This is a genomic window from Nocardioides sp. Leaf285, from assembly GCF_001422955.1.
GTDB lineage: Bacteria > Actinomycetota > Actinomycetes > Propionibacteriales > Nocardioidaceae > Nocardioides > Nocardioides kribbensis.
Window position 1 is genome coordinate 909,587 of sequence record NZ_LMNH01000003.1, and the last position, 23,327, is coordinate 932,913.

The window sequence follows — 23,327 nt, forward strand, 5'->3', positions numbered from 1 at the left end:
AGTCATCGGCGCCGGCCTCGGTAGGTTCCTCCCCATGCGCGTCTTGGTCTCCGGCGGTGCCGGCTACATCGGGTCCCACACCGTCCTCGCCCTCATCGAGGCCGGCCACGACGTCGTGGTGGTCGACGACTTCTCCAACAGCAAGCCCACGGTCGTGGCCCGCCTCGAGGCGCTCTCCGGGCGCCACGTGCCGCTGCACGCCATCGACCTCACCGACGTCGACAAGACCTCCCACCTCTTCGCGGTGGAGGAGATCGACGCGGTGATCCACTTCGCCGGCTTCAAGGCCGTGGGGGAGAGCGTCGCGAAGCCGCTGGAGTACTACCGCAACAACCTCGACTCCACCTTCTCCCTCGTCGAGGCCATGCGCCGCCACGACGTGCACCGCCTCGTCTTCTCCTCCTCGGCCACCGTCTACGGCGACAAGGCCCCCCTGCCCTTCCACGAGGACTACGCCGACCTCAGCGCCCTGAGCCCCTACGGCCGCTCCAAGGTGATGATCGAGCACGTGCTCTCCGACGTCGCGGCCGCGACCCCGGGCCAGCGCACGGCGCTGCTGCGCTACTTCAACCCCGTGGGCGCCCATCCCTCGGGCGACCTCGGCGAGGACCCGCAGGGCATCCCGAACAACCTCATGCCGTTCATCGCCCAGGTCGCGGTGGGCCGGCGCGAGCGGCTCTCGGTCTTCGGCGACGACTACCCCACCGACGACGGCACCTGCGAGCGCGACTACATCCACGTCATGGACCTCGCCGCCGGCCACGTCGCCGCCCTGGAGCACCTCGACGACATGGCCGAGCCCGCGCGCGCCTTCAACCTCGGCACCGGGCACGGCACCAGCGTGATGGAGCTCTTCCACGCCTTCGAGCGGGCCGTGGGCCGCGAGCTGCCCTACGAGGTGGTCGGCCGGCGCCCCGGCGACCTGCCCCGCATGTGGGCCGACGCCACCCGGGCCCGCGAGGAGCTGGGCTGGGAGGCCACCCGCACCGTCGACGAGATGTGCGCCGACACCTGGTACTGGCAGTCGCGCAACCCGCACGGCTTCCCCGACGGCACCCGGCGCTGAGCGGTCCGGCCGGGGAGGTCCCCGGCGCGGGCATCCCTAGGATGGGCGCCGTGGACTTCTACTCGGCCTACGCCCAGGGCTTCGCTCGGGTCGCGGCCTGCACGGTGCCCGTCGCGATCGCCGACCCGGCGACCAACGCCGCGCGGGTGCTCGAGCAGGCCCGGGCCTGCCACGACGACGCCGTGGCCGTGGCCGTCTTCCCCGAGCTGTGCCTCTCGGGCTACTCCATCGAGGACCTCCTGCTGCAGGACGTGCTCCTCGAGGCCGTCGAGGACGCGATCGAGACCGTGCGCGCCGGGTCGGTCGACCTGCTGCCGGTGCTCGTGGTCGGGGCCCCGCTGGTGCACGGCACGCGCGTGCTCAACTGCGCCGTGGTGATCCACCGCGGCCGGGTCCTGGGCGTGGCACCCAAGTCGCACCTGCCGACCTACCGGGAGTTCTACGAGCGACGCCACTTCGCCCCCGGCGACGACCGGCGCGGCGCCACGCTGCACCTCGGCGGCCACGACGTGCCGCTGGGTCCCGACCTGCTCTTCACCGCCGAGGACGTGCGCGGGCTGACCCTCCACGTCGAGGTCTGCGAGGACATGTGGGTGCCCGTGCCGCCCAGCGCGGAGGCCGCCCTCGCCGGTGCCACGGTCCTGGCCAACCTCTCCGGCAGCCCGATCACCGTCGCCCGTGCCGAGGACCGCCACCTGCTGGTGCGCAGCGCCAGCGCGCGCTGCTCCGCGGCCTACGTCTACGCCGCCGCCGGCCAGGGCGAGTCGAGCACCGACCTGTCCTGGGACGGCCAGACCCTCGTGCACGAGTGCGGCGACCTGCTGGCCGAGGGCGAGCGCTTCGCCCGGGGCCCCGTGCGCACCGTGGCCGACGTCGACCTCGACCGGCTGCGCCAGGAGCGGCTGCGCCAGGGCACGTTCGACGACAACCGCCGCACCCACGCCGAGCGGGTCGAGGCCTTCCGCACCGTCTCCTTCACCCTCGACCCGCCCACCGGCGACGTCGGGCTGCGCCGCGCCGTCGACCGCTTCCCCTTCGTGCCCAACGACCCGGCGCGCCTCGCGCAGGACTGCTACGAGGCCTACGCCATCCAGGTCTTCGGCCTCGAGCAGCGCCTCACCGCGATCGGACAGCCCAAGGCCGTCATCGGCGTCAGCGGCGGCCTCGACTCCACCCACGCCCTCATCGTGGCCGCGCGCGCCATGGACCGCCTCGGGCGACCGCGCAGCGACATCCACGCCTTCACCATGCCGGGCTTCGCCACCGGCGACGTCACGAAGTCCTACGCCACCCGGCTGGCCGCCTCCCTCGGCGTCACCTTCGAGGAGCTCGACATCCGCCCGGCCGCCGAGCAGATGCTGCGCGACCTCGACCACCCCTTCAGCGACGGCGCGCCCGCCTACGACGTGACCTTCGAGAACGTCCAGGCCGGGCTGCGCTACGACTACCTCTTCCGCCTGGCCAACCACCGCCGCGGCATCGTCGTCGGCACCGGCGACCTCTCCGAGCTCGCGCTGGGCTGGTGCACCTACGGCGTCGGCGACCAGATGTCGCACTACAACGTCAACGCCGGGGTGCCCAAGACCCTCGTGCAGCACCTCATCCGGTGGGTCGCCGACAGCGACCAGTTCGACGAGGAGACCAACGCCCTGCTGCGCGAGATCGTGCTCCAGGAGATCACCCCCGAGCTCGTGCCGACCACCGAGGGCGAGCGGCCCCAGGCGACCGAGGACACCGTGGGGCCCTACCCGCTCCAGGACTTCACCCTCCACCACGTGCTGCGCCTGGGCATGCGCCCCAGCCGGGTGGCGTTCCTCGCGTGGCACGCCTGGCGCGACGCCGACGCCGGCCAGTGGCCCGCCGGGCACCCGGTCGAGCGGCGGGCGGCGTACGACCTGCCCGCCGTGCGGCACTGGCTGGAGGTCTTCGTGACCCGCTTCTTCGCCAGCCAGTTCAAGCGCTCCGCGCTGCCCAACGGGCCCAAGGTCAGTGCCGGCGGCACGATGTCGCCGCGCGGCGACTGGCGCATGCCCTCCGACGCCTCGGCCGCCGCGTGGCTGGCCGAGATCGAGGCGCACGTCCCGCGCTGAAGCGCTCGCGACGCGCCGGTTGAGGATTCCACGACCTTAGCCCCGCCTTAGCGGATCCATGGTTCGCGGTTAGCGCAGGTCGCGACAGTCTCTTCCTCGTCAGCACGAGACGAGGAGACACAGACATGAAGAAGGCCCTGCTGGTCGTCGCGACGGTCGTCGTGGTCGTGCTCGTCGGAGGCGGCGCCTGGGCGATGCTCGGCGGCGGCACCGACCTGCAGACCCGAGGCACCTGCGGCAACGCGACCTACGAGCTCAGCGCCGAGGACGACGACGACAACCTCGAGGTGAACTTCGAGCTCCAGTCGGCCAGCGCCGGCGAGGCCTGGGAGGTCGTCGTCGAGCAGGACGGCACCGCGCTGTTCTCCGGCGAGCGCACCACCGACGAGGACGCCGAGCTCGACGTCGACGTGCTCGGCGACGAGGACGCCGACGCCGTCTTCAGCGTCGTCGCCACGCCCCAGGGCGGCGAGGCCTGCACCGTCGACCTCGACTGAGGCCACGGCTCTGCCGCCACCACGGCTCCACCCGCTCGAACCGCTCCACCCGCTTGAACCGCTCCACCCGGCTCGACCCGCTCCTCCCATCCACCCCTTCCCGCACCACCCGTCCCAGGAGGACCCACCATGATCAAGCGCACCGCCGCCCTGCTCGCCACGACCGCCCTCGTCGCCGTCCCGGCCACCACCCTCGTGGCGGCTCCCGCCCACGCCGTCGAGCGCGGCGGGGTCTGCGGCGACGGCCGCTTCTCCCTCGACGTCGAGACCGACGACGGCCAGTACGAGATCCAGGGCGACCTCGACAACGTCAAGGCCGGCTCCCGCTGGAAGCTCGTGCTCAAGCAGGACGGCAAGGTCATCTTCAAGGACACCCGCCGCGCCGACAACGAGGGCGACATCGACGTCGAGCGCACCCGCCCCAACACCGCCGGCAAGGACACCTTCCGCTTCATCGCCACCCGCGTCGGCGGCAGCCCCACCTGCTCCACCAAGGTCACCCTCTGACCTGACGGCACCCCGCGCGTGGCAGCGCGCACGGCACCACCCAACGGGGCCGCTCCTCCGGGAGCGGCCCCGTCGTCGTGCTGCCCGCGCCGCTCGTGCCTTCCGTGCGCCCTAGGTCGGGGGACCGAGCTCGACCCGCACCCGACCGCCGCCGGCGGGGGAGCGCTCCAGGGCCAGCGAGCCGCCCGACTCCTCCGCGGTGCGCACGGCGATGGCCAGCCCCAGGCCCGTGGACCCCGCGCCCGAGGTGCCGCGGGCGGTGACGTCGACGCCGTCGGGGAAGCCGCTCCCGGCGTCGTCGACGAGGAGCAGGACCCCGCCGCCGGGACGCGGCGTCAGCTCGACGCGCAGGTCGGCGCCGTCGGGGGTGTGGGAGAAGACGTTGTCGAGCAGCACGTCCACCAGCGCCTGCAGGTCCTCCTCGGCCGCCCGCACCCGCGCCGGCACGGCGCCACCGGCGCCGAGGTCGGGGTCGACGACCAGCACGAGGGCGCGGCCCTGGTCCTCGGCCAGCGCCTCCCAGAAGTCGGTGCGTTCGGTGACCACCGCGACCGCGTCGGCCTCGGGCACCAGGCCCTCGCGCTGCGAGCGGCGGGCCTCGCGCACCACGTGGTCGACCGTGGCGTCGAGCTCGTCGAGGTCGGCGCCGAGCCGCTCGCGGTCGCCGGGGTCGGCCAGGGAGTCGACACGCAGGCGCAGCGCCGTCATGGGCGTCCGCAGCCGGTGCGACACGTCGGCGACCGAGTCGCGCTCGCGGGCGAGCAGCACCTCGATGCGACCGACCAGCCGGTTCATCGCGCCTGCGAGCTCGCGCACCTCGAGCGGCCCGCTCGGGGTCACCGGGTCGGGCCGCCGGCGGTCGCCCAGCTGCCCGGCGTACGCCGCGAGCGCGCGGACGGGCTGCACGAAGCCGCGTCCGATCCGGTCGGCCAGGGCGAGCGCGGCCAGCAGCAGGACCAGCCCGAGGGCCACCAGCGCGAGGTAGATGCGCAGGATGCCCGACTCCAGGCCGGGGGCCTCCACGCGGACCCGGATGACCGGGGTGTTGCCGGGAGCGGCGGTGTTGCCGCTGAGCGAGACCGGCACCAGGAACTCCGCGCCGCCCGCGACGTCGTCGACGCGGGCCAGGCCGGTGTTGCGGGTGGCCACGACGCGTCGCGTGGCCGCGCCCGACTCGGGCACCGAGTAGCCCTCGGGGTGGTCGGCGTCGGGTGGGTAGAACACGGTCGTGGTGGTGCCGGTGCCGCGGTTGACCAGGCCGAGGTAGACGCTCACGGCGCCCGGGTCCTGCCCCGCGACCACCGTCTCGGTGGCCTGCACCTCCAGCGCGGCGCGGGAGAGCCGGTCCTCGAGGGCGTAGCTGCGCAGCAGCAGTCCCATCGGCACGAGCATGGCGAGCAGCACCATCGACACCGCGGCGGCGACGGTGAGGGTCAGGCTCCGGCGCATCGGCTCAGACGTCGCCGGTGTCGGTGCCGGTGCCGGTGTCGGTGCCGGTCACGGCCCGGGGTGTGTCCTCGGGGGCGGCGAGGCGCACCCCGACCCCGCGCACGGTGTGGAGGTAGCGCGGCTGCGAGGCCGACTCGCCGAGCTTGCGGCGCAGCCAGGACAGGTGCACGTCGACGGTCTTGTCCGAGCCGCCCCAGGCCTGGTTCCACACGTCGGTGAGGAGCTCCTTCTTGGTGACCACCTCGCCCTCGCGCTCGGCGAGGTGGCGCAGCAGGTCGAACTCGCGCGGGCTCAGGTCGACCGGGGTGCCGTCGAGGGTGGTGCGACGGGCGGCGACGTCGATCTCCAGCCCACCGACCACCAGCGAGGTGCGCGGGGCGCGCGCGCCGGAGCCGACGCGTCGCATGACCGCGCGGATGCGGGCCTCGAGCTGGGCGGTCGTGTAGGGCTTGACGACGTAGTCGTCGGCACCGGCGTCGAGGCAGCTCACCAGCGTGGGGTCGTCGTCGCGGGCGCTGGCCACGATCACGGGCACGTCGCTGACCGAGCGCAGCATCGAGAGCACCTGCGTGCCGTCGACGTCGGGCAGCCCGAGGTCGAGGATCACCAGGTCGGGGCGGGTCTCCACGGCCATGCTGAGGCCCTGCATGCCGGTGGGCGCGGAGGAGACGGCGTAGCCGCGCTCGCCCAGCGAGCGCATCAGCAGCGGGCGGATGCGCGCGTCGTCCTCGATGATCAGCACCTGCGCCACACCGCCGAACCTAGGCCATCGGGCCCCGGGCGGCGCTCACCCCGCCGGACCGTGGTCGCGGCGCGCCTTAGCCTGGCCTTAACCCTCGCTTGGGGTGCCCCTGGGGACAGGCGGCGCCCGGATCCGCGACCATGGAGGCGTGGACACAGGGGCGCGCACGGGCGACTGGCGCCGGGTGGTGGGCTACGCCCTCGCCTGGGGCCTGGCCGCCGCGCTCGCCGTGACCATCGGCGTGCTCGCGGTGACCTCGCTGGGCGACAGCATCCGCGGCCGCGGCCCCCTGGGCAGCAACGAGCTGATCCGCAACGCCGAGCAGGACGACGACGCCCCCTACGACCCGCAGGGCGAGAGCATCCGCACGGTCGTGCGCGACGAGTTCGGCGGCTTCGTCGTGGAGTGCCAGGGCTTCACCGCCATCGGCGTCGAGCCCCACCCGGCCCGGGGGTGGACGACCGTGAGCTACGAGACCGGTCCCGACGACGACGTCGACGCGATCTTCACCAGCGGCGCCCGCTCGATCGAGGTCGAGGTCTTCTGCAACGCCGGTGTGCCGACGGTGGCCGAGATCGAGCGCAAGACCCTGCCGTCGCAGGCCGACGCGGGCTAGGCACCGCCTGCCGAGCCCCACCTGCTCGGAGCCCCGCGGCGGCACTAGGCTGCGCCGCATGGGCAAGCAAGAGGACTTCGTACTCCGGGCGCTCGAGGAGCGCGACGTCCGCTTCGTGCGGCTGTGGTTCACCGACGTGCTGGGCTCGCTGAAGTCCGTGGCGGTCGCGCCGGCCGAGCTCGAGGGCGCCTTCAGCGAGGGCATCGGCTTCGACGGCTCGGCCATCGAGGGCTTCGCGCGCGTCTACGAGGCCGACATGCTGGCCAAGCCCGACCCGTCGACCTTCCAGATCCTGCCGTGGCGCAGCGGCGACGGGCCGGCCACGGCGCGGATGTTCTGCGACATCCTCATGCCCGACGACTCCCCGTCGTACGCCGACCCGCGCTTCGTGCTCAAGCGGACCCTGTCGAAGGCGGCCGAGAAGGGGTTCACCTTCTACACCCACCCCGAGATCGAGTTCTACCTCTTCAAGGACATGCCCGGTCGCGGCGAGGAGCCGGTGCCGGTGGACCGCAGCGGCTACTTCGACCACACCGCGCAGTCCGAGGGCGCCGACTTCCGCCGCGAGGCGATCACGATGCTGGAGTCGATGGGCATCTCGGTGGAGTTCAGCCACCACGAGGCCGGCCCCGGCCAGCAGGAGATCGACCTCCGCTACGCCGACGCGCTCTCCACCGCCGACAACATCATGACCTTCCGCACCGTGATCCGTGAGGTGGCGCTGAGCCAGGGCATCTGGGCCAGCTTCATGCCCAAGCCCTACACGACCCACCCCGGCTCGGGCATGCACACCCACGTCTCGCTCTTCGAGGGCGACGAGAACGCCTTCTACGAGGCCGGCTCGCAGTACTCCCTCTCGCGCACCGGACGTCAGTTCATCGCCGGCATCCTGCGCCACGCCCCCGAGATCTCCGTGATCACCAACCAGTGGGTCAACTCCTACAAGCGGATGATGTTCGGCGGCGAGGCCCCCTCCTACATCTGCTGGGGCCACAACAACCGCTCGGCGATGATCCGGGTGCCGATGTACAAGCCCAACAAGGGCCAGTCGACCCGCATCGAGCTGCGCACCATCGACGCCGCCTGCAACCCCTACCTCGCCTACGCCGTGGTGCTGGCCGCCGGCATGAAGGGCATCGAGCACGACTACGAGCTGCCCCGCGAGGCCGAGGACGACGTCTGGTCGCTCACCGAGCGCGAGCGCACCAGCCTGGGCATCGCGCCGCTGCCGAAGAACCTCAACGACGCGATCACCATCGCCGAGGACTCCGAGCTGCTGGCCGACACCCTCGGCGAGAGCGTCTTCGACTTCTTCCTGCGCAACAAGCGCGCCGAGTGGGACGAGTACCGCGGCCAGGTCTCGGCCTTCGAGCGCGACCGGATGCTGCCGGTCATCTGAGCCCGACCCGACCGCCGGCTCCACCCGCACCACCCGACCGACGGAGAGGACTCCCGATGTCCCGCGCGACCGACCCCGCTCCTGACACCGCCCCTGACACTGCTCCCGACACCGCGCCCGCCGGCGCGCGCCGGCGGCCCCGGGTGCTCGTGGTGCAGCACCAGGAGGACTGCCCGCCGGCCCTGGTCGGTCGCTGGCTGGAGGAGGCCGGCGTCGAGCTCGACGTGCGCCACCCCTACCGCGGCGACGCGCTGCCCGCCGACCTCGCCGCCCACGACGCGCTGCTGGTGCTCGGGGGGTCGATGGGTGCCGACGACGACGCCGACCACCCGTGGCTGGCCCCCACCAAGCAGCTGGTCCGTACGGCGACCCGCGCCGAGACGCCCGTGCTCGGGGTGTGCCTGGGCCACCAGCTGGTGGGCCGGGCGCTCGGCGGCCGCGTGGGCCGCAACCCCCGCGGCCAGCAGGTCGGCCTGCTGGAGACCGGCTGGACCGCCGCCGCGGCCGACGACGCCCTGGTCGGCCCGGTCGCCCCCGGCGCCCGCCGCGGGGTGCACTGGAACGACGACCTCGTGGTCGAGCTGCCGCCCGGCGCGGTCGTGCTCGCCGAGACGCCGGCGGGGGAGGCGCAGGTCGTGCGCCACGCCCCCGGGGCGTGGGGGGTGCAGCTGCACCCCGAGGTCGACGCCGCGGTGGTGCGCGCGTGGGCCGTCGGCGACGCCGAGCGCCACGCCGCCCGCGGGGTCGACCAGGCCGCGGTGATCGCCGAGGTCGACGCCGTGCGGGCCGAGCTCGACGCGGCCTGGCGCCCGCTCGCGCAGGCCTTCGCCGACGTCGCGGCGGGCGACCGCGAGGCGGCGCGACAGCGGTGAGCGGCCCGCCGGCGGCACCCGCCCCGCAGAACCTCTCCCGGCTGGGCTTCCTCGACCCGCAGGCCGCCCGCGAGGGGCTCACCGCGCTGGGGGAGGCCGCCGAGCCGCTGCTGGCCATCGTGGCCGGCACGGCCGACCCCGACCAGGCCCTCGCCGGGCTGGTGCGCCTCGTCGAGGGCCTCGACGACCCTGCTGCGATGCTGCGCGAGATCGCCGACGACGAGGGCACCGCGATGCGCCTGCTCAGCGTGCTCGGCGCCAGCACCGCCCTGGCCGAGCACCTCGCGCGCCACCCGGAGCACTGGACCGAGCTGACCGACCCCGCGATCGGGTGCACGCGTCCCGCGGCGTACGCCCTGCGCGAGGACATGCTGCGCGTGGTGGGCGCCGACCCCGCGGACCCCACGCCGACCGCCACCGTGGTCGACCCGGTGGCCGTCGACGCGCTGCGCGTGGAGTACCGCCGGGTCCTGCTGCGCCTGGCCGCGCGCGACCTCTCCCACCACCTCGGCGTCGACGACGTCGCCGCCGAGCTCTCCGACCTCGCCGCCGCCACCCTGGAGGCCGCCCTCGCCGTCGCCCGCCAGCGCGTGGGGGAGGGCGCGGGCCTGGCCCGCCTGGCGGTCATCGCGATGGGCAAGTGCGGGGGCCACGAGCTCAACTACGTCTCCGACGTCGACGTGGTCTTCGTCTACGAGGCCGTCGAGGGCGCCTCCGACAACGCCGCCAACCGCGCCGCGACCCAGCTGGCCGCCCACCTGATGCGCATCTGCTCCGACCCCACCGGCGAGGGCGAGATCTGGCCCGTCGACGCCAACCTGCGCCCCGAGGGCAAGTCGGGCCCGCTGGTGCGCACCCTGGCCAGCCACGAGGGCTACTACCAGCGCTGGGCCAAGACCTGGGAGTTCCAGGCGCTGCTCAAGGCCCGCCCGGTGGCCGGCGACCGCGCGCTCGGGCGCGCCTACGTCGACACCATGGGCCCGCTGGTGTGGACCGCGGTCGAGCGGGAGGGCTTCGTGGAGGAGACCCAGGCGATGCGCCGCCGCGTCGTCGACCACATCCCCAGCCGCGAGGCCGAGCGCCAGCTCAAGCTCGGCTCGGGGGGCCTGCGCGACGTGGAGTTCGCGGTGCAGCTGCTGCAGATGGTGCACGGTCGTGCCGACCCCTCGATCCGACCGCCCACGACCCTGAGCGCGCTGGCACGTCTGACCCGCGGCGGCTACATCGGCCGCGAGGACGGCGAGGCGCTGCACGAGGCCTACGCCTTCCTGCGCACCCTGGAGCACCGGATGCAGCTGCACCAGCTGCGCCGGCTGCACGTCGTGCCGGCCGACGAGGCCTCGATGCGCCGGCTCGGGCGCAGCATGGGCTACCTGCGCGACTCCGCCACCGCTCTCGACAAGGAGTGGCAGCACCACCGCCGTGAGGTGCGCCGGCTGCACCAGAAGCTGTTCTACCGCCCGCTGCTCGGCGCCGTGGCCCTGCTGCCGGGCGAGGAGGCCCGGCTCTCGCCCGAGGCCGCCCGCGCCCGCCTCGCCGCCCTGGGCTACCTCGACCCCGAGGCCGCGCTGCGCCACCTCGAGGCGCTCACGGGCGGGGTCTCGCGCGCCGCCAACATCCAGCGCACGCTGCTCCCGGTGATGCTGCAGTGGTTCGCCGAGGGCCCCGACCCCGACGCCGGGCTCTTCGGCTTCCGTCGCATCAGCGAGAGCCTGGGCGGGTCGCCGTGGTACCTCCAGACCCTGCGCGACGAGGGCCAGGTCGCCGAGCGGCTCGCCCACGTGCTCGCCACGTCGCGCTACGCCACCGCCCTGCTCGAGCGCGAGCCGCAGGGGGTGCGGATGCTGGGGGAGTCGCTGGCCCCCCTGGCGGCCGAGACGCTCAGCGAGGAGATGCTCTCCGGAGCCGCGCGCCGCGAGGACCCCGACAAGGCCGTGCGGGCCGTGCGGGCCATCCGGCGCCGCGAGCTCTTCCGCATCGCCGCCGGCGACCTGCTCGGCCTCACCGACGTCACCGAGGTCGGGGCCGGGCTCTCCCGCCTCACCGACGCCACCCTGGAGGCCACGCTGGCGGTCGCCGGCGCCGCCGTACGCCGCCAGCGTCGGCTCGACGCGGCGCCCACCCGGCTGGCGATCGTGGCGATGGGGCGCTACGGCGGCTTCGAGCTGTCCTACGGCAGCGACGCCGACGTGATGTTCGTCCACGAGCCCGAGCCCGGCGCCGACCCCCACGTCGCCTCGACCTACGCCCAGGCCGTGGCCAACGAGGTGCGCCGGCTGCTGGCGGCCCCCGGTCACGACCCCGCCCTGGTCGTCGACGCCGACCTGCGGCCGGAGGGCAAGCAGGGCCCGCTGGTGCGGACCCTCGACTCCTACACCGCCTACTACGCCAAGTGGTCGGCGGTGTGGGAGTTCCAGGCGCTGCTGCGCGCCGACGCGGTGGTCGGCGACGAGGGCGTGCGCCGGCGCTTCGAGGAGCTCGTCGACCCGCTGCGCTACCCCGCGGACGGCCTCTCCGAGGACGACGTGGTCGAGGTGCGGCGGATCAAGGCCCGCGTCGACCAGGAGCGCCTGCCCCGCGGCGCCGACCCCGCCACCCACCTCAAGCTCGGCCGCGGCGGGCTGGCCGACATCGAGTGGACCGTCCAGCTGCTGCAGATGCGCTGGGCCGGCACCGTGCCCGGGCTGCGCACCTCGCGCACGCTGCCCGCGCTCGCCGCGGCGCGCGACGCCGGGCTGGTCTCCACCGACGACGCCGAGGCGCTCACCGAGGGCTGGCGCCGGGTCAGCCGGATCCGCAACGCCATCACCCTGGTGCGTGGCGGCCCCAGCGACCAGCTGCCGCGCGACCCCCGCGAGCGCGCCGCCGTGGCGAGCATCCTGGGCTACCCGCCGAGTGGCTCGGAGGAGATGCTCAACGACCACCTGCGCCAGACCCGGATCTCGCGCTCGGTGGTGGACCGCGTCTTCTGGGAGTGAGCCGCCCGGTCGGTCCGCGGCGGCGCTCCCGCCGGCCCACCGACGGGTGAGGACGCGCGGCGGGGGGCGTGGCTAGCGTCGAGACCATGACCAGCACCCCTGACCAGGCCACCCGACTCCTCCAGCTGCACCGCGACCCCGCGCTGCTCACGGTCGTCAACGTGTGGGACGCCATCAGCGCCCGCGTCGTCGCCGACACCCCCGGCACGCAGGCGCTCGCCACCGCGAGCCACTCGATCGCGGCCTCGTGGGGCTACGAGGACGGCGAGAACATCCCGCTCGACCTCATGCTGGAGGCGGTCGGGCGCATCGTCGCCACCACCGACCTGCCCGTCACCGCCGACCTCGAGGGAGGGTACGGCGACGCCGCCGCCACCGTCCGCCGCGCGATCGGCGTGGGCGTGGTGGGCGCCAACCTCGAGGACCAGCTGCGCCCGGTCGACGAGGCGGCCGCGCAGGTCGCCGCCGTGATGGAGGCCGCCCGCGCCGAGGGCGTGCCCGACTTCGTGCTCAACGCCCGCACCGACGCCTTCGTGCTCGGCGGCGACCGCGACCCGGAGGAGGTCCTGCGCGACGCCGTCGAGCGCGGCCGGGCCTACCTCGACGCCGGCGCCCCGCTGGTCTTCGTGCCCGGCCCGCTCACCGAGGAGCAGGTGACGACCCTGGTCGAGGCCTTCGGTCCGCAGCGCCTCACCACCATCGGCCTGCCCGGCACCCCCTCCCTGGCGCGCCTGGAGGAGCTCGGCGTCGCGCGCGTCTCCTACGGCCCGATGTCGCAGCGGGTCGCCCTCACCGCGCTCCAGGAGCTGGTCGAGGAGGTCCACCGCGGCGGCGGCGTGCCGTCGTCGATGCGCCCGCTGAACTGACCGTCCGGCGCGGCGCCCCCGGGTCGCCTCAGCCCGGCGCGGGCAGGGTGTCGGCGGAGCCGACGCGCCACACGGCGAGGCCGTGCAGGCCCAGCTCGGCGGCCAGGGCGCGACGCACGGCGTAGGACCGGGCGTCGGACCACCAGAGCCGGGTGCCGGCGGAGAGCCGCGCGGTCCACTCGCCCTCCGCGGCCCGCCAGCGCGCCGTGGCGCCGTCGGCCTCGACCAGCTGGCGCGCCCGTCGCACCAGCACGGTGTGGCCGGTGCCGCGCCGCGGCCAGGTGTAGCCGTAGCCGGCGACGCCCAGGTCGAGCATCGCGGCGGGCACCTGCTCGAGCGCCGCGGTCACGCTGCGGCGCTGCCAGTCCAGTCCGCCGACCGGCCCCGGCCCCGACCAGGTGGGTCCGTGCTGGTCGTAGGTCATCAGCTGCACGAGGTCGACGACGTCGGCGACCTCCCCGAGGCGGTAGCCGCCCTCGAGGTAGCCCTCCCGCGACGTGCGCGCGGAGACGTCGACCGACAGCGCCGCGGCCTGCGGCAGGCGGGCGCGCAGCGCCTCCAGCAGCGAGACGAGCCCCCGGCCGTGGCGACGGCGCATCGACTCGAGGTCGACGTTGACGCCGTCCCAGCCCTGGGCGGCCACGACGCGCGCGACGACCCGCGCCACGTGGCGCACGTGCGCCGGCTCGAGGAGCAGCCGGCCCACGGCGCGGGTGTCGAAGCCGCCGAGGCGGTTGCTGTAGTTGCTGAGCACCAGCTCCGCGCGCAGGCCCTCCGCGTGGGCGGTGCGCAGGAGCCGGGCCATGTCCGCGGTCGGACGACCCACCCCGTCGCCGTCGGCGTGGAGGCCGACACCGGCCACGGTGAGGGTGTCCAGGCCCGCGGCGTTGCGCGCGACGAGACGGTCCGAGGCGCTGCCCACGGCGTACCCCGTGACCACCAGGCCGGGGTCGTCCGCGGTGGGGGCCGCGGGCCCGGCCGCGGAGGTCGGCGCCGTGAGGGTCAGCGGGAGCAGGAGCGCGAGGAGCACGGTCAGGACGGGTGTGGCGCGGGGGAGTGGTCGGTGCACCGCCCCAGGCTCCCACGAGCCGGTCCCCGCGCGGTCTAGGTTGGCGGGGTGAGCGAGGACGCGAAGCGGTTCGGGTGCGTGGTGCTGGTCGACCGGCGGGGGTGGCTGCTGCTCCAGGAGCGCGACGAGCACCCGCGCATCGACCCCGAGAAGTGGGGCCTGTGCGGGGGGCACCTCGAGCCCGGTGAGGGCTGGGCCGAGGGCGCGGCGCGCGAGCTGGCCGAGGAGACCGGCATCGTGGTGGCGCCCGAGGAGCTGCGCCTGCTGCGGGAGCTGCAGGTGCACCACGCGGCCTACGGCACCACCGACCCCGTCGCGGTCTTCGTGGCCGCCACCGACCTCACCGACGACGACGTCGTGCTGGGGGAGGGGCGCCGGATCGTGTTCGTCGAGCCCGAGCAGGCCCGGCGCCTCGACCTCGGGGGGAGCGCGAGCATCGCGGTGCCCGAGCTGCTCGACTCCGCGCTCTACCGCGAGCTCGGCGCGGGGGTGTGGTCGTGAGCACCGCCCGCGGCGGGGGCGCCGGCGCCCCCGTGCCCCGGGTGCACGCCGTGCCCGGGCCGGGCGCCGAGGACGTCGTGGTGGCGACCGGCGGCCGGCACGAGGGCGCGGTCTACACCGGCACCGCCGACGGCGCGCTGTGGCGGGTCTCCCACGACGGCTCCCACCTCGAGCGCGTGGCCCGCACCGGCGGCCGGCCCCTCGGCCTCGAGGTCGACCCCGACGGCCGGCTGCTGGTCTGCGACGCCCACCGCGGCCTGCTGCGGGTCGACCCCGCCACCGGCACCGTCGAGCCGCTGCTGGCCGAGGTCGGCGGACGGCGCATGGTCTTCTGCAACAACGCCGCGATCGGCGACGACGGCACCGTCTGGCTCAGCGACTCCTCCACCCGCTTCGGCATCGAGCGGTGGAAGGACGACCTCGTGCAGGACACCCGCACCGGGCGGCTGCTGCGCCTCGACCCCGACGGCTCGGTCACCGTGGCCCTCGACGGGCTGGCCTTCGCCAACGGCGTGGCGCTCGCCGCCGACGGGTCCTACGTCGCGGTCGCCGAGACCGCCGCGCGCACCGTGGTGCGGCTGTGGCTCACCGGCCCCCGTGCCGGCAGCCGCGACCACCTGGCCACCGACCTGCCGGGCTACCCCGACAACATCGCCCGCGGCAGCGACGGGCTGGTCTGGGTCACGATCGCCAGCCCCACCGACCCCGTCGTCACCCGGCTCCAGCAGGGCCCGACCTGGCTGCAGCGCGCCGCCACCCGGCTGCCCGCCCCGCTCCAGCCCCAGCCGGCCCGCACGCTGCGGGTGCAGGCCTACGACGACGCGGGCCGGCTCGTGCACGACGTCGACGGCGACGCGGGCGGCTACCACATGGTGACCGGCGTACGGGAGCACGAGGGCCGGGTGTGGCTGGGGAGCCTGCACGAGTCGGCGATCGCGGTGGTCGACCTGTGAGGTCGTAAACTCGGGCCCATGGGACTCCTCGAGCAGATCACCGGACCCCGCGACCTGCGCGACCTGGCCGACGACGAGCTCGACGCCCTGGCCTCCGAGATCCGTGACGTGCTCGTCGCGACGTGTGCGCGCACCGGGGGCCACCTCGGCCCCAACCTCGGCGTGGTGGAGCTGACCCTGGCCGTGCACCGGGTCTTCGACAGCCCCCACGACCGCGTCGTGCTCGACACCGGCCACCAGTCCTACGTGCACAAGCTGCTCACCGGTCGCGCCGGGGACTTCGACGGCCTGCGCCAGGAGGGCCGCCTCTCGGGCTACCCCAGCCAGGCCGAGTCGCCCCACGACATCGTCGAGAACTCCCACGCCTCAACCGCGCTGTCCTACGCCGACGGGCTGGCCAAGGCCTACGCCATCCGGGGCGAGGACCGCCACGTCGTCGCGGTCATCGGCGACGGCGCGCTCACCGGCGGCATGGCCTGGGAGGCGCTCAACAACATCGCCGTCGCCCAGGACAGCCGGCTGGTCATCGTGGTCAACGACAACGGCCGCTCCTACACCCCCACGATCGGCGGCCTGGCCACCGCGCTGACGTCGCTGCGCACCAACCCGCGCTACGAGCAGCTGCTCGACCAGGTCAAGAAGCGGCTCAACTCCGTGCCGGCGGTCGGCGGCGCGGCCTACGACGCCCTCCACGCGGTGAAGAAGGGCCTCAAGGACGCCCTCGCGCCCCAGGGCCTCTTCGAGGACCTCGGCCTGAAGTACGTCGGCCCCGTCGACGGCCACGACCGCGCGGCCATGGAGCACGCGCTGGCCCAGGCCAAGCGCTTCGGCGGCCCGGTCATCGTGCACGCGCTCACCCGCAAGGGCTTCGGCTACGACGCCGCGGAGCGCCACGAGGCCGACCAGTTCCACTCCCCGGGGCCCTTCGACGTCGACACCGGCGAGGAGAACCCCAAGGGCCGCATCTGGACCGACGTCTTCGCCGACGAGATCGTCCGCATCGGCCAGCGCCGCAAGGACGTCGTCGGCATCACCGCGGCGATGATGCACCCCGTGGGCCTCCACCACTTCCAGGCCCGCTTCCCCGAGCGCACCTTCGACGTCGGCATCGCCGAGCAGCACGCCGCCACGTCGGCCGCCGGCCTGGCGATGGGCGGGCTGCACCCGGTCTTCGCCGTCTACGCCACCTTCCTCAACCGCGCCTTCGACCAGGTGCTGATGGACGTCGCGCTGCACCGCTGCGGCGTCACCTTCGTGCTCGACCGCTCCGGGGTCACCGGCGACGACGGCGCCAGCCACAACGGCATGTGGGACATGTCGATGCTCCAGCTGGTGCCGGGGCTGCGGCTGGCCGCGCCCCGTGACGCGACCCGGCTGCGCGAGCTGCTCAACGAGGCCGTGGAGGTCGACGACGCCCCCACGGTGGTGCGCTTCCCCAAGGGTCCGCCGCCCGAGGACGTCGAGGCCGTCGACCGGGCGGGGGGCGCCGACGTGCTCGTGCGCTCCGGTGCCCGCGACGTGCTCGTCGTCGGCGTGGGCTCGATGGCGACGACCGCGGTGCAGGTGGCCGAGCGGCTCACCGCCCAGGGCATCGGCGTCACCGTCGTCGACCCCCGCTGGGTCAAGCCCGTCGACCCCGCGATCGTCGACCTGGCCCGCGAGCACCGCCTCGTGGTCAGCATCGAGGACAACGGCGTGGTGGGCGGCTGCGGCGCCGTGCTGCTGCAGACCCTCAACGAGGCCGGTGTGACCACCCCCGTGCAGCTGCACGGCGTGCCCCAGGAGTTCCTCGACCACGCCAAGCGCGGGGTGATCCTCGAGCGCATCGGCCTGACCCCGCAGACCCTGGCGCTGGGGATCGTGGAGCGGATCTCCGCCCTCGACGGCCCCGCGTCCGCTGCGGAGCCCGTCGAGCCCGTCGAGCCCGTCGAGCCCGTCGAGCCCGTCGAGCGCAGCGCCGAGGGCTCGCGGTAGCGGCGGCGAGCAGCGGTCCGACCCGCCCCGGGGGGTAGGGACGGCCGCTGGCGGCGGTGGTGGTCGCGGATCCACCGCGCGACCCGCCCGGGGGACGCTCGCGACGAGCGCGGGTGGTGCTCTACGGTCTCCGGGTGAGTCGCACACGCACCGGTCTCCTGCGCACCAAGTCGATCGAGCAGTCGCTGGCCTCGGGGGACGACCCCGAGTTCGCGCTGAAGAAGAACCTCACCGCCCTCGACCTCACGGTCTTCGGCGTCGGCGTCGTGATCGGCGCCGGGATCTTCACCCTCACCGGCCGGGTCGCCGCCGACTACGCCGGGCCCGGGGTGGTGTTCTCCTTCGGCATCGCCGCGATCTGCTGCGCGCTGGCCGCGCTCTGCTACGCGGAGTTCGCCTCGACGCTGCCGATGTCGGGCTCGGCCTACACGTTCTCCTACGCCACGCTCGGCGAGCTGGTGGCGTGGATCATCGGCTGGGACCTGCTCCTCGAGCTGATGCTCGGAGCGAGCGTGGTGGCCCAGGGGTGGAGCACCTACTTCGTCACGCTGCTCGACCAGCTGGGCGTCACCTGGCCCGCCTCGCTCGGCCCCGACGCCACGTTCAACCTCGCCGCCTTCCTGCTGGTGGCCGTGCTCGGCGCCCTCATCGCCTTCGGCATCAAGGAGAGCCTGCGCGTCAACCTGGTGCTCGTCGCGGTCAAGCTCTTCGTGGTGCTCTTCGTCATCGTGGCCGGCCTGTTCTACATCGACGGCAGCAACTACACCCCCTTCGTGCCCGATGCCGCCGGCACGGCCGAGACCGGTGGCACCTGGCTGACCGCCCCGCTCGTGCAGCTGCTCTTCGGCATCGAGCCGCAGGTCTACGGCGTCCTGGGCGTCGTGTCGGCGGCCTCGGTCGTCTTCTTCGCCTACATCGGCTTCGACGTCGTCGCCACCACCGCCGAGGAGGCCCGCAACCCGCAGCGCGACCTGCCGCGCGGCATCCTGGGCTCGCTGGCGATCTGCACGGTGCTCTACATCGCCGTCGCCCTGGTCATCGTGGGCATGGTCAACTACCGCGACATCGACCCCGAGGCCGCGCTCGCCCGGGCCTTCATCGACCGCGGCCAGGACGGCATCGGCACGCTGATCTCGGCCGGCGCCGTAGCCGGTCTCACCACCGTGGTCATGACGCTGATGATCGGGGCCGTGCGCGTCTTCTTCGCGATGGCCCGCGACGGCCTGCTGCCGGTGAAGCTCGCCCGTGTCGACCGCCGCACCGGCACGCCGCTCACCATCACCATCGGCATCGTCGTCGTGGTGGCCCTGGTGGCCTCCCTCACGCCGATCGGCAAGCTGGAGGAGATGGTCAACATCGGCACGCTGACCGCCTTCCTCCTGGTCTCGCTGGCCGTGCCGGTGCTGCGGCGCAGCCGCCCCGACCTCGAGCGCTCCTTCCGGGTGCCGCTCTCGCCGGTGCTGCCGGTGCTCTCGGCGTTGATCTGCTTCTACCTGATGCTCAACCTGAGCGCGGAGACCTGGCTGCGCTTCCTGGTGTGGATGGCGCTCGGCTTCGCCCTCTACTTCGTCTACGGCCGCAGCCACGCCAAGCTCGGCCGCGCCGCGGCCGGCGCCGCGGCGCGCGACTGACCGCAGCCAGGGGAGGACCTCCGACCCTGGCCCGGGTCCGGCTCGGCGGGTAGGACGTCCACCGGGGCGCCCGGACGTCCCGGGACGGAGGACCAGCCGTGGCCGGCACACCGCCACCGTGGGAAGACGCGGCCGCGTGGGTCACCGACGGTGGGCTCGAGACGGACCTGATCTTCCACCACGGCGTCGACCTGCCCGCCTTCGCCGCCTTCCCGCTGGTCGACGACGAACGCGGACGCGATCTCCTCGAGCACTACTACCTCGGGTACGCCGACGTGGCCCGCCGGGTCGGGGCGGGGCTGCTGCTCGAGACCCCGACGTGGCGCGCCGGCGCGGAGTGGGCCGCGTCGCTCGGCCACGACGCGCACGCCGCGGCGGGCCTCAACCACCGGGCCGTGGACCTGGTGCACGCCCTGCGTGGGCGACTGACCGACCTGCTCGCCGTGCGGGTCATCGGCACGATCGGGCCGCTGGGCGACGGCTACGTCGCCGGCGAGCGACTCGATCCCGACGACGCGGCCAGCCGTCACCTGCCGCAGGTGGCTGCCCTGGCGGGGGCCGGCGTCGACGCGGTGACGGCGTACACCATGACCGGGGCCGCCGAGGCGGTCGGCGTCGTGCGCGCGGCGCGCTCGGTCGGCGTGCCGGTGGCGGTGTCCTTCACCGTCGAGACCGACGGCACCCTGCCCGACGGCACCGCCCTGGCCGACGCGGTCCGCCGCCTGGAGCGCGAGGCGCCCGCCGACGGCTACCTCGTCAACTGCGCCCACCCCGACCACGTGGCGCGCGCCCTCGACGGCGGCGACGACAGCGGGGACGGCGACGACAGCGGCTGGCGCTCCCGCATCCTCGGCCTCCGCCCGAACGCCTCGACGCTGAGCCACGCCGAGCTCGACGCCGCCGAGACCCTCGACGAGGGAGACCTCGACCTGCTCGTGGACCGCACCGAGCACCTCCGGCAGCGGCTCCCGGCGCTGCGGGTGCTCGGCGGCTGCTGCGGCACCGACGTCTCCCACGTCGCCGCGCTGTGGGCCGGCCCTCCGGGTCGCGCCCTGCTGGGGGCGCGCTGAGCCGGGCCGCCGGCCGAGCCGGCTGTGGGTGGCGTCACCTGCTGGCGGTCCGCCGCACGGGCTGTCGCGACGAGCGGTCGGCGGGGGGAATACCGTGGTCCGCTACGGTGCTCGGGCCACCGACACCCGGCCCGCCTGCCCGGCGGGCCTCCGCTTCTGCGCCCGTCGCAGACCGTGCCGAGAGGACGCCGTGCCTGCCGAACCCCGCCTGGTGCACATCGTCGACGACGTGCCCGAGCTCGACGGCTCGCCCGAGCACCTGACCATGGTGCTGGTGCTCGACGGCTTCCTCGACGCCGGCAACGCCGCCGCCCGCGCCGCACGCCACCTCGTGGACCTCGAGGAGGACAGCCTCCTCGGCCCCCCGGCCGTGCCCTCGTCGAGCCGGGTGGTCGCGACCTTCGACGTCGACCAGCTGCACGACTACCGCGCCCGTCGCCCCGCGATCTCCTTCGTGCGCGACCACTACGCCTCCTACGACGCCCCGCGCCTCGTGGTGCGGCTGCTGCGCGACAGCGGCGGCACGCCGTACCTGCTGCTCCAGGGACCCGAGCCCGACAACCGGTGGGAGGCCTTCGCCCGTGCCGTGCGCGAGGTCGTCGAGCGCTTCGGGGTGACCCGGGTGGTCTCGATGGGCTCGGTGCCGATGGCCGTGCCCCACACCCGACCCGTGGCGCTGACCCACCACGCCAACGACCCCGAGCTGCTGCTGGGCGCCACCAGCCCGTGGCGCGGCGAGCTGCGTGTGCCCAGCAGCGCCCAGGCGCTGCTCGAGGTCAGGCTGGGGGAGTGGGGCCACCCCGCGCAGGGCTTCGTGGCCCACATCCCGCACTACCTCGCCCAGCTCGACTACCCCCGTGCCTCGGCGGCCCTGCTCGAGCAGGTCGAGCTGGCCGGGCGCCTCACCCTCGACCTGTCGGTGCTGCACGCGGAGGCCGAGCAGCGCGAGGAGGAGATCACCGCCTACCTCGCCGACAACGCGGAGGTCGACGACGTCGTGCAGGCCCTCGAGCGGCAGTACGACGCCTTCGAGCGCGCCGAGGAGTCGGGCGGCAACCTGCTGGCCCCCGACGAGCCGCTGCCGACGGGTGAGGAGATCGGACAGCAGTTCGAGCAGTTCCTGGCCGGTCTGGAGGAGCCCGACGACCAGGGCCCCGACGTGGCGGGGCCCGACACCACCGGGCGGGACTGAGCGTGCCGCGCGACGCCCGAGAGCTGGTGGCGCTCCTCGACCTCGAGACCATCGACGACAACCTCTTCCGCGGCGCGGTCCAGCAGTCGAGGCTGCCGCGGGTCTTCGGGGGCCAGGTCGCCGCGCAGGCCCTCGTGGCCGCCCAGCGCACCGTCGACCCGGCCTACGCCGTGCACTCGCTGCACTCCTACTTCCTCCAGCCCGGCGACACCACGACGCCGATCATCTACGACGCCGAGCCGCTGCGCGACGGTCGCTCCTTCGCCACCCGCCGCGTGCTGGCACGCCAGCACGGCCGGCCGATCTTCGCGCTGACCGCCGACTTCCACCGCCCCGAGCCCGGCCGCGAGCACCAGTCCCGGATGCCCGACGCGCCGGCGCCGCAGGAGTGCCTCGACCCCACCACGATGCTGCGCGAGGGCGACCGCTCCTGGGAGGAGTTCGAGGTGGCCGACCTGCGCTACGTCGGCAGCTCCCACGACCTGCTGCCGCCCGACCCCGAGCACCCGGGCCGCCAGCGGCTGTGGCTGCGGGTGCGCGAGCAGCTGCCGGAGGACCCCTTCCTGCACGTCGCGGCCTTCACCTACCTCTCCGACATGAGCCTGATGGGCGCCGCGCTCAGCCCCCACGGCCTGCGGCTGGGGTCGCGCGGCACGCTGGTGGCCTCCCTCGACCACGCCGTGTGGTTCCACCGGCCCTTCCGCGCCGACCAGTGGTGGCTCTACGACCAGGTCTCGCCGGCCGCCCAGGGCGGACGGGGACTGGTCAACGCCCAGGTGTTCACCCCCGACGGCACCCTCGTGGCGTCGGTGGCCCAGGAAGCGCTGCTGCGCCCGGTGGAGAAGGAGACGACATGACCAGCGGGCTCGTCCCCGACCCGGAGGCCGCGGTCGCCCACCTGCTGGGCCTGCTCGACCTGGAGCGGCTCGACGACGACCTCTACCGCGGCGCCACCGTCGACTACGGCCGCCCGCGGGTCTTCGGCGGCCAGGTCGCCGCGCAGGCGCTCATCGCGGGCATCCACACCGTGCCCGAGGGCTTCGAGGTGCACTCGCTGCACTCCTACTTCCTGCTGCCGGGCGACCCGCACGTGCCGATCGTCTTCGACGTCGAGCGCATCCGCGACGGCCGCTCCTTCCTGACCCGCCGCGTGGCCGCCCGCCAGCACGGGCGCCCCATCTACTACCTCACCGCCAACTTCCACCGCGCCGAGGAGGGCTTCGACCACCAGGACGCGATGCCCGAGGTCCCCGCGCCCGAGCAGGGTGTCGACCTGCTCTCGCAGATGGCCTCGCGCGGCGACGGCGAGGGACCCAAGCTGGCCCGCGAGTGGGGTGCGGTCGAGGCCCGCTCGATCGGCACCTCCGGCCACGGACTGGCCGAGGACCCGCTGCACCCCGCTCGCGCGCAGCTGTGGTTCCGGATGGCGGCGGCGCTGCCCGACGACCCGCACCTCCACCTGGCCGCGTTCACCTGGGCCAGTGACATGAGCCTGCTGGGCGCCACGCTGGCCGCCCACGACCGTCCGGCGGGGGTGCAGATGGCCTCGCTCGACCACACGGTGTGGTTCCACCGGCCCTTCCGGGCCGACGAGTGGTGGCTCTACGACCAGTGGTCGCCGTCGGCCCACGGCGCGCGGGGTCTGGCCATCGGCAGGGTCTTCACCCGGGACGGACTCCTCGTCGCCACGGTGGCCCAGGAGGGCCTGATCCGTCCGCCCCGCGGCTGACCCGTGGCTGACCCGCGCATGGCGCTGGTCCAGAGGGCACTACCATTACATCGCTGTAGTTCGTGACAGACACGCCGAGAGCGTGGTTTCGTGTGTCTACTCGTGTGACGGTTGACGACTCCTGGG

General features: G+C 74.4%; 20 protein-coding genes. 17 read left to right on the forward strand and 3 right to left on the reverse strand.

Annotated features, from left to right (window positions below; translation table 11 throughout):
* Window positions 1-34 precede the first annotated feature (34 nt).
* From galE to ASF47_RS12610, 4 genes are all read left to right on the forward strand, one after another.
* Window positions 35-1,066, forward strand: a complete 1,032-nt coding sequence (galE, locus tag ASF47_RS12595; protein WP_056864283.1) for a UDP-glucose 4-epimerase GalE — start codon at window positions 35-37, stop codon at window positions 1,064-1,066.
* A gap of 41 nt (window positions 1,067-1,107) precedes the next feature.
* On the forward strand, window positions 1,108-3,156 hold the full coding sequence (locus ASF47_RS12600; RefSeq protein ID WP_200919060.1) for an NAD(+) synthase: 2,049 nt from the start codon (window positions 1,108-1,110) through the stop codon (window positions 3,154-3,156).
* Between the two features lie 125 nt (window positions 3,157-3,281).
* Window positions 3,282-3,653, forward strand: coding sequence for a hypothetical protein (locus tag ASF47_RS12605; RefSeq protein WP_056864284.1), 372 nt, complete (start codon window positions 3,282-3,284; stop codon window positions 3,651-3,653).
* Window positions 3,654-3,782: 129 nt separating this feature from the next.
* On the forward strand, window positions 3,783-4,160 hold the full coding sequence (locus tag ASF47_RS12610; RefSeq protein ID WP_056864285.1) for a hypothetical protein: 378 nt from the start codon (window positions 3,783-3,785) through the stop codon (window positions 4,158-4,160).
* A 111-nt stretch (window positions 4,161-4,271) separates the two neighbouring features.
* Here ASF47_RS12610 and ASF47_RS12615 read toward each other — a convergent pair whose 3' ends face one another.
* Window positions 4,272-5,609: a sensor histidine kinase gene (locus tag ASF47_RS12615; protein WP_056864286.1), complete on the reverse strand. Its 1,338-nt coding sequence runs from the start codon at window positions 5,607-5,609 to the stop codon at window positions 4,272-4,274.
* 4 nt (window positions 5,610-5,613) lie between these two features.
* Complete coding sequence (locus ASF47_RS12620; RefSeq protein WP_056864287.1) at window positions 5,614-6,360, reverse strand: response regulator transcription factor; 747 nt, start codon at window positions 6,358-6,360, stop codon at window positions 5,614-5,616.
* Window positions 6,361-6,499: 139 nt separating this feature from the next.
* Here ASF47_RS12620 and ASF47_RS12625 point away from each other — a divergent pair, with 139 nt between their 5' ends.
* The 5 genes from ASF47_RS12625 to ASF47_RS12645 all read left to right on the forward strand — a co-directional run bounded on the left by ASF47_RS12625 (window position 6,500) and on the right by ASF47_RS12645 (window position 13,082).
* Window positions 6,500-6,967, forward strand: coding sequence for a hypothetical protein (locus ASF47_RS12625; protein WP_056864288.1), 468 nt, complete (start codon window positions 6,500-6,502; stop codon window positions 6,965-6,967).
* A gap of 58 nt (window positions 6,968-7,025) precedes the next feature.
* Window positions 7,026-8,366: a glutamine synthetase family protein gene (locus ASF47_RS12630; protein ID WP_056864289.1), complete on the forward strand. Its 1,341-nt coding sequence runs from the start codon at window positions 7,026-7,028 to the stop codon at window positions 8,364-8,366.
* A 56-nt stretch (window positions 8,367-8,422) separates the two neighbouring features.
* Window positions 8,423-9,238 carry a type 1 glutamine amidotransferase gene (locus ASF47_RS12635; protein WP_056864290.1) on the forward strand — a complete coding sequence of 272 codons (816 nt, stop codon included), beginning with the start codon at window positions 8,423-8,425 and terminating at the stop codon, window positions 9,236-9,238.
* Window positions 9,235-12,216: a bifunctional [glutamine synthetase] adenylyltransferase/[glutamine synthetase]-adenylyl-L-tyrosine phosphorylase gene (locus tag ASF47_RS12640; RefSeq protein WP_082500253.1), complete on the forward strand. Its 2,982-nt coding sequence runs from the start codon at window positions 9,235-9,237 to the stop codon at window positions 12,214-12,216. The genes ASF47_RS12635 and ASF47_RS12640 overlap by 4 nt, the downstream gene beginning before the upstream one ends.
* 86 nt (window positions 12,217-12,302) lie before the next feature.
* Entirely contained in the window at window positions 12,303-13,082 is a 780-nt protein-coding gene (locus ASF47_RS12645; protein ID WP_056864291.1) for an isocitrate lyase/PEP mutase family protein, read from the forward strand.
* Window positions 13,083-13,110: 28 nt separating this feature from the next.
* Here ASF47_RS12645 and ASF47_RS12650 read toward each other — a convergent pair whose 3' ends face one another.
* The gene (locus ASF47_RS12650) at window positions 13,111-14,151 is read right to left on the reverse strand and encodes a glycosyl hydrolase family 18 protein (protein WP_156697877.1); all 1,041 of its coding nucleotides are present in this window, start codon (window positions 14,149-14,151) and stop codon (window positions 13,111-13,113) included.
* 48 nt (window positions 14,152-14,199) lie between these two features.
* Here ASF47_RS12650 and ASF47_RS12655 point away from each other — a divergent pair, with 48 nt between their 5' ends.
* The 8 genes from ASF47_RS12655 (at window position 14,200) to ASF47_RS12690 (ending at window position 23,201) form a co-directional block, all read left to right on the forward strand.
* Entirely contained in the window at window positions 14,200-14,652 is a 453-nt protein-coding gene (locus ASF47_RS12655; protein ID WP_056864293.1) for an NUDIX domain-containing protein, read from the forward strand.
* The gene (locus tag ASF47_RS12660) at window positions 14,649-15,605 is read left to right on the forward strand and encodes an SMP-30/gluconolactonase/LRE family protein (RefSeq protein WP_082500349.1); all 957 of its coding nucleotides are present in this window, start codon (window positions 14,649-14,651) and stop codon (window positions 15,603-15,605) included. Before ASF47_RS12655 ends, ASF47_RS12660 begins: the two co-directional genes overlap by 4 nt.
* Window positions 15,606-15,623: 18 nt before the next feature.
* Complete coding sequence (gene dxs / locus ASF47_RS12665) at window positions 15,624-17,579, forward strand: 1-deoxy-D-xylulose-5-phosphate synthase (RefSeq protein WP_082500254.1); 1,956 nt, start codon at window positions 15,624-15,626, stop codon at window positions 17,577-17,579.
* A 134-nt stretch (window positions 17,580-17,713) separates the two neighbouring features.
* Complete coding sequence (locus tag ASF47_RS12670) at window positions 17,714-19,210, forward strand: amino acid permease (protein WP_056864649.1); 1,497 nt, start codon at window positions 17,714-17,716, stop codon at window positions 19,208-19,210.
* 98 nt (window positions 19,211-19,308) lie between these two features.
* Window positions 19,309-20,280 (forward strand): homocysteine S-methyltransferase family protein, encoded by a 972-nt coding sequence (locus ASF47_RS12675; RefSeq protein ID WP_056864294.1) that lies wholly within the window; start codon window positions 19,309-19,311, stop codon window positions 20,278-20,280.
* A 190-nt stretch (window positions 20,281-20,470) separates the two neighbouring features.
* Window positions 20,471-21,472, forward strand: a complete 1,002-nt coding sequence (locus ASF47_RS12680; protein ID WP_056864295.1) for a PAC2 family protein — start codon at window positions 20,471-20,473, stop codon at window positions 21,470-21,472.
* A 2-nt stretch (window positions 21,473-21,474) separates the two neighbouring features.
* Window positions 21,475-22,329 (forward strand): acyl-CoA thioesterase, encoded by an 855-nt coding sequence (locus ASF47_RS12685; protein WP_056864296.1) that lies wholly within the window; start codon window positions 21,475-21,477, stop codon window positions 22,327-22,329.
* Window positions 22,326-23,201 carry an acyl-CoA thioesterase gene (locus tag ASF47_RS12690; protein ID WP_056864297.1) on the forward strand — a complete coding sequence of 292 codons (876 nt, stop codon included), beginning with the start codon at window positions 22,326-22,328 and terminating at the stop codon, window positions 23,199-23,201. The genes ASF47_RS12685 and ASF47_RS12690 overlap by 4 nt, the downstream gene beginning before the upstream one ends.
* Window positions 23,202-23,327: the final 126 nt, after the last annotated feature.

Coding starts and splice junctions, on each gene's coding strand:
- ASF47_RS12645 (WP_056864291.1), top strand. CDS start 12,303: ATGACCAGCACCCCTGACCAGGCCACCCGACTCCTCCAGCTGCACCGC.
- ASF47_RS12605 (WP_056864284.1), top strand. CDS start 3,282: ATGAAGAAGGCCCTGCTGGTCGTCGCGACGGTCGTCGTGGTCGTGCTC.
- ASF47_RS12610 (WP_056864285.1), top strand. CDS start 3,783: ATGATCAAGCGCACCGCCGCCCTGCTCGCCACGACCGCCCTCGTCGCC.
- ASF47_RS12630 (WP_056864289.1), top strand. CDS start 7,026: ATGGGCAAGCAAGAGGACTTCGTACTCCGGGCGCTCGAGGAGCGCGAC.
- dxs (WP_082500254.1), top strand. CDS start 15,624: ATGGGACTCCTCGAGCAGATCACCGGACCCCGCGACCTGCGCGACCTG.
- galE (WP_056864283.1), top strand. CDS start 35: ATGCGCGTCTTGGTCTCCGGCGGTGCCGGCTACATCGGGTCCCACACC.
- ASF47_RS12615 (WP_056864286.1), bottom strand. CDS start 5,609: ATGCGCCGGAGCCTGACCCTCACCGTCGCCGCCGCGGTGTCGATGGTG.
- ASF47_RS12600 (WP_200919060.1), top strand. CDS start 1,108: ATGGGCGCCGTGGACTTCTACTCGGCCTACGCCCAGGGCTTCGCTCGG.
- ASF47_RS12690 (WP_056864297.1), top strand. CDS start 22,326: ATGACCAGCGGGCTCGTCCCCGACCCGGAGGCCGCGGTCGCCCACCTG.
- ASF47_RS12635 (WP_056864290.1), top strand. CDS start 8,423: ATGTCCCGCGCGACCGACCCCGCTCCTGACACCGCCCCTGACACTGCT.